The sequence below is a fragment of the Coleofasciculus sp. genome (genome assembly GCF_046539235.1).
Lineage (GTDB): Bacteria > Cyanobacteriota > Cyanobacteriia > Cyanobacteriales > Coleofasciculaceae > Coleofasciculus.
The window spans coordinates 1-4,155 of the sequence record NZ_JBKHHI010000513.1 but is presented as its reverse complement, the minus strand read 5'-3'; the positions used below and the strand labels follow the sequence as shown (position 1 = coordinate 4,155).

At 46.3% G+C, this 4,155-nt stretch carries 4 protein-coding genes; 1 reads left to right on the top strand and 3 read right to left on the bottom strand.

All coding sequences use genetic code 11. From position 1 onward, the window contains the following. From ACLFWI_RS27745 to ACLFWI_RS27735, 3 genes are all read right to left on the bottom strand, one after another. Positions 1–1,387 (bottom strand): CARDB domain-containing protein (locus ACLFWI_RS27745; protein WP_446415616.1); only part of this gene is annotated, 1,387 nt, incomplete at its 3' end. A 178-nt stretch (positions 1,388–1,565) separates the two neighbouring features. Continuing rightward, positions 1,566–2,339, bottom strand: coding sequence for a tryptophan-rich sensory protein (locus ACLFWI_RS27740; protein WP_446415615.1), 774 nt, complete (start codon positions 2,337–2,339; stop codon positions 1,566–1,568). A gap of 36 nt (positions 2,340–2,375) precedes the next feature. Beyond that, a complete protein-coding gene (locus ACLFWI_RS27735) occupies positions 2,376–2,930 on the bottom strand; it encodes a response regulator (protein ID WP_446415614.1) in 555 nt (184 codons plus the stop codon). A gap of 302 nt (positions 2,931–3,232) precedes the next feature. On the opposite strand from ACLFWI_RS27735, the gene lipA reads away from it, so the two are divergent. Beyond that, a partial coding sequence (gene lipA, locus ACLFWI_RS27730; protein ID WP_446415613.1) for a lipoyl synthase occupies positions 3,233–4,155 on the top strand: 923 nt, incomplete at its 3' end.

Below are 4,155 nucleotides of genomic sequence, written 5' to 3'. Positions count from 1 at the left end.
TGGTTTCATTGGTTTCGGTAACATCGGCTCCCGAATCAACCAGCATCCCGATGTAGTATGTGCCATCCCCATTCCAGACGGAATGATTAACTCCGGGCAAGTTTAAGCTTTTTGTAAAAGAATCCATGCTGTTCCCGGCTAACCCATTAATCGTGGTACTGCCTAAGAAATGATCTACGGTGCTAATCGTGTTATTACTGGAGAGATAGAAGGAAACATCGAAAGCACCAGCGCTACTCCCCGTATTAATAATGTCAAAATCAATGTCAAAACTATCACCTGCATTGAGGGGTTCTGGAGTGACATTAAAGTCCCATCCCCACAAGTCAGATTGAGGTTGAAAATTGATTATCCAACCTAAATCTTCAAAAATTCCCAATGTTACCGCACCCGGATGATGGTTAGCCTCTCCTGGAGTAATTTGAGGTGTCATCAAAGCATTAGAACTTCCACTTCCATAAGTCGCTTCATCCAAGTGGGCATAGCTAGAACCCAATTCCCATATACTAGGAGCGTACAGTTTGGGATTCGTGCCACCATTGGCAGCAACTGCATTACTCCCATTGAAGAACAGGTTATCGCTGATGAGTTGAGCGCCTAGAGCAACAGAGTTATTCGGAAATGTATCGATAAGTTTTTGACCGGAACCATTCACCGTAAAGTGATCGTAAATCTTGGGTTGGCTCCACCAACTCCCTTGTTTAGTGTTGGAGTCATAGTTCATGCTACCACTAAACCCCAAGCCATGACCTAACTCATGTAATACAACAGAAACAAAATCAGTCTTTCCTGTTGGTGTATTGCCATCAGTGTCAAAATACCAGTTCGAGTAATTGCTATTGAAGTTAACATTAATATCATGGGCAGTGGTATCTAAATCGAAGCCAGCCAGACTATTGGCGAGGGCGCTTGGATACGAGGTATTGGCGTAGGCAGCATTGGCAAAGTTGTAGTAATAGTCATTGGATCGAGCAGAACCGAGAATATTTGTATCTTTTCCTAAAGGAGTCCAATCCGCTTCAATTTCAATCGGAACTGGCGAAACAATCAGGCTTTCCCAGATATCAACCGCGTATTCAAATGCCGCTTGAGCTTCGGTGGAAAAACCGTTATAGTTAACGTTGATTGTAGAGGTTGGAGTCTGAGCGGCTAACAGATTTGGCGTTGTCGTTGATTCTGCCTGTGGAGTCCCGTTGTCAGTGAGTTCTAAGCCTGTTTGCCTACCTGAAACGATGTTTGCTTGAGGTGTCTGATCAAACTTCTCAGTTGCCGTACCCGAACTATCCGTGTCAAGCGACAAATTCTCGGCTTCTGCTACACCAAAGAAATTACCAAACATCAGAGCTAATTCGGTGGAGGTGGAGAAGGATTCGTCGTGAGATGCCATAAGAGTCTCTCCTGTGTAGAGAAAATTGTGTGCAGATGTCAGATGTTGACCTCTGTGCCCTCTTGTGTATCTCAGGAGTTGACCCTTATGCAGTTTTTTGTATGGATATTTACATTTTACAAAAGTTTATTTTTACTTGACAAATTGATATCCAACAGCTATTAAGACCCCATATCTGTCAGTTGCGGTAACGTTTCAACCCAGCGAATAACAAAAGCGCGATCGCGAATCCCCCAGCGACTCCGGAAATCAGTAGGGTATCTGTATGACGCAGTGCGATCGCAATATACGCCCAAGCAATCACTAGAGGAAAAGCAATATCCGATCGCTGCATAATCACCGTTGCTGTGATCGCCGCCCCGACAAGCAGGACAATTGCCGTCCAAACCGAGGGGTCAATCCCCCAACCATTCCAGCCAAGGTCATAGAGTACAATTGCCACATTCAGAATTGTGGCTACGCTGATCCACGCCAAATATATACTCACGGGAATGTGGATGTACCATTTCTCTTTCCGAGACACCCGGACAGAACCAATGCCCAACCGCCAATACACTCGAATCAGTGGCACTAAAATCCCCAGCATCGCCACCAGCGACAGCGCAAACTGGCGATACTGGAACAAAAATACCCAAACAATCTGGGCAACACTCGCCAGCACTAAACCATAACCCATCTGACGCAGATAAGTATTTTGCCGCTGGTTAGGGAGTACCTGATAGATCCCCAGACTAATCAAACCCAGATAAATGATCCCCCATATAGCAAAAGCATAGCTGGCTGGGATAATCTTAATTTCCCCAAAGAGAGTATTGGAGATTTCGCCGATTGTTAGTCCACCAATCGGCGCGATATTTGCCCAGACATTAATGCCAAAAGCGGCAAGGATCGCACTCAATGTGAGAACTTGCCGGAGGCGATCTGAGTTTAAATAGGAATTGAGCCGTTTCATATTTTCACCGAGTTCAAATCTCGGTTATGCTGAAGATCACTTGAGTTTTTGCTTAATAAATGACACGAGTTGTCCCATTTGTTTTTTCAACCCATCAACTTCTGACTGTAAATGTTGAATTTTTGCATTTAATGCTTGAACTTCGTCTGATGAAACACCAGAAGCTTCACCCGCAGGGGCTTCTTCTTTGGGTGGCGGAGCCATAACGGGGCGTTTTTTCGCCTTCGCCATCGCTTCCTTAATCGCATCAACTAGTTGCTTCTTTTCAAAGGGCTTTTCGACGAAGGCAAAATACTCAAACGGCTCCGGTATCTTCTCCGTTACTTCTTCCTTACGACCTGACATTAATACTAACGGAATGCTCTGGAGAGTACCGTCACTTTGAATTTGTTGAAAAACATCCCAACCACTCATTTTAGGAAGCAGAAAATCTAACATGATTAGGTTGGGATGCTCCTGACGGATCTGATTAAGACCTTCAATACCATCTTTGGCTTCTAACACTTCAAAGTTACCGGGCGGCAACATTTCTTTAACACGCATCCGGATGACTCTACTGTCATCAATAACTAATATTTTATGGCTTGCCACGACTGACTCCTTTGCAAAGGTAAAAGAAAAACGTCTTCAGCCCAGGTAGACCAGACCCCATAACTCCACTCAGACAGACCTCACCGAGTCTGTTTGCGGGAAAACAACGGATGACCGACCGACACCTGTAACTCTTTTGCTGTTTTGAGATTGAACCCAAAAGCACTCGTTGTCCATGATTCTAGATTAATCTGCTTGGTTGGTTGAGAGCAAAACTCGGCTCAAATCAGGGTCGAAGTAAAATGCTTTACTATTTGTATCGTACAGAGTAACACTGTTGCTGATAGCTCACCACAATTATTATGGATTTGCCGACTCAACCCAATCTGTCTGCTAAAAACCTTTGGCGAGAGGAAATTACTGCCCTACCCAGTTGGTTGCGACGCCCCATTGGTAATGCCAGTGATATCTCTACGGTTCAGCGCATTGTCAAACAACGGCAAATTCACACGATCTGTGAAGAGGGGCGCTGTCCCAATCGCGGGGAGTGTTATGCCAACAAAACGGCGACCTTTTTGCTGATGGGTCCCACCTGCACCCGTGCTTGTGCGTTTTGTCAAGTGGATAAGGGTCATGCTCCGATGCCTCTTGATCCCGAAGAACCCCAGAAAATTGCCGAATCGGTTCAGTTATTGGGATTGCGGTATGTGGTACTGACATCAGTGGCGCGAGATGATTTACCGGATCAGGGTGCGGGTTGTTTTGTTGCCACAATGGATGCGATCCGGCGATTGAATCCAGAGACCCAAATTGAAGTGCTAACGGCAGATTTTTGGGGCGGGAGAGGAAAGGAGAATCAAACGCCAACCGAGTTGCAGCGTCAACGGGTGAAGACGGTGGTTCAGGCGCGTCCAGCTTGTTATAACCACAATATTGAAACCGTAAAACGACTGCAAGGACAAGTGCGCCGGGGTGCCCAATATGAGCGATCGCTGAATGTTCTCCGCATCGTCAAAGCCCTTGACCCGACAATTCCCACGAAGTCAGGATTAATGGTAGGACATGGAGAGACGGAAGCGGAGGTAATCGAAGCCATGGAGGATTTACGCCGTGCTGAATGCGATCGCCTCACCTTAGGGCAATATATGCGTCCCTCTCTGGAACACCTGAGAGTGCAGCGCTATTGGACTCCTGAGGAATTTGAGCGACTGGGTGCGATCGCTAAACAGATGGGTTTCACTCATGTCCGTTCGGGTCCGTTGGTTCGCAGTTCCTACCACGCGGG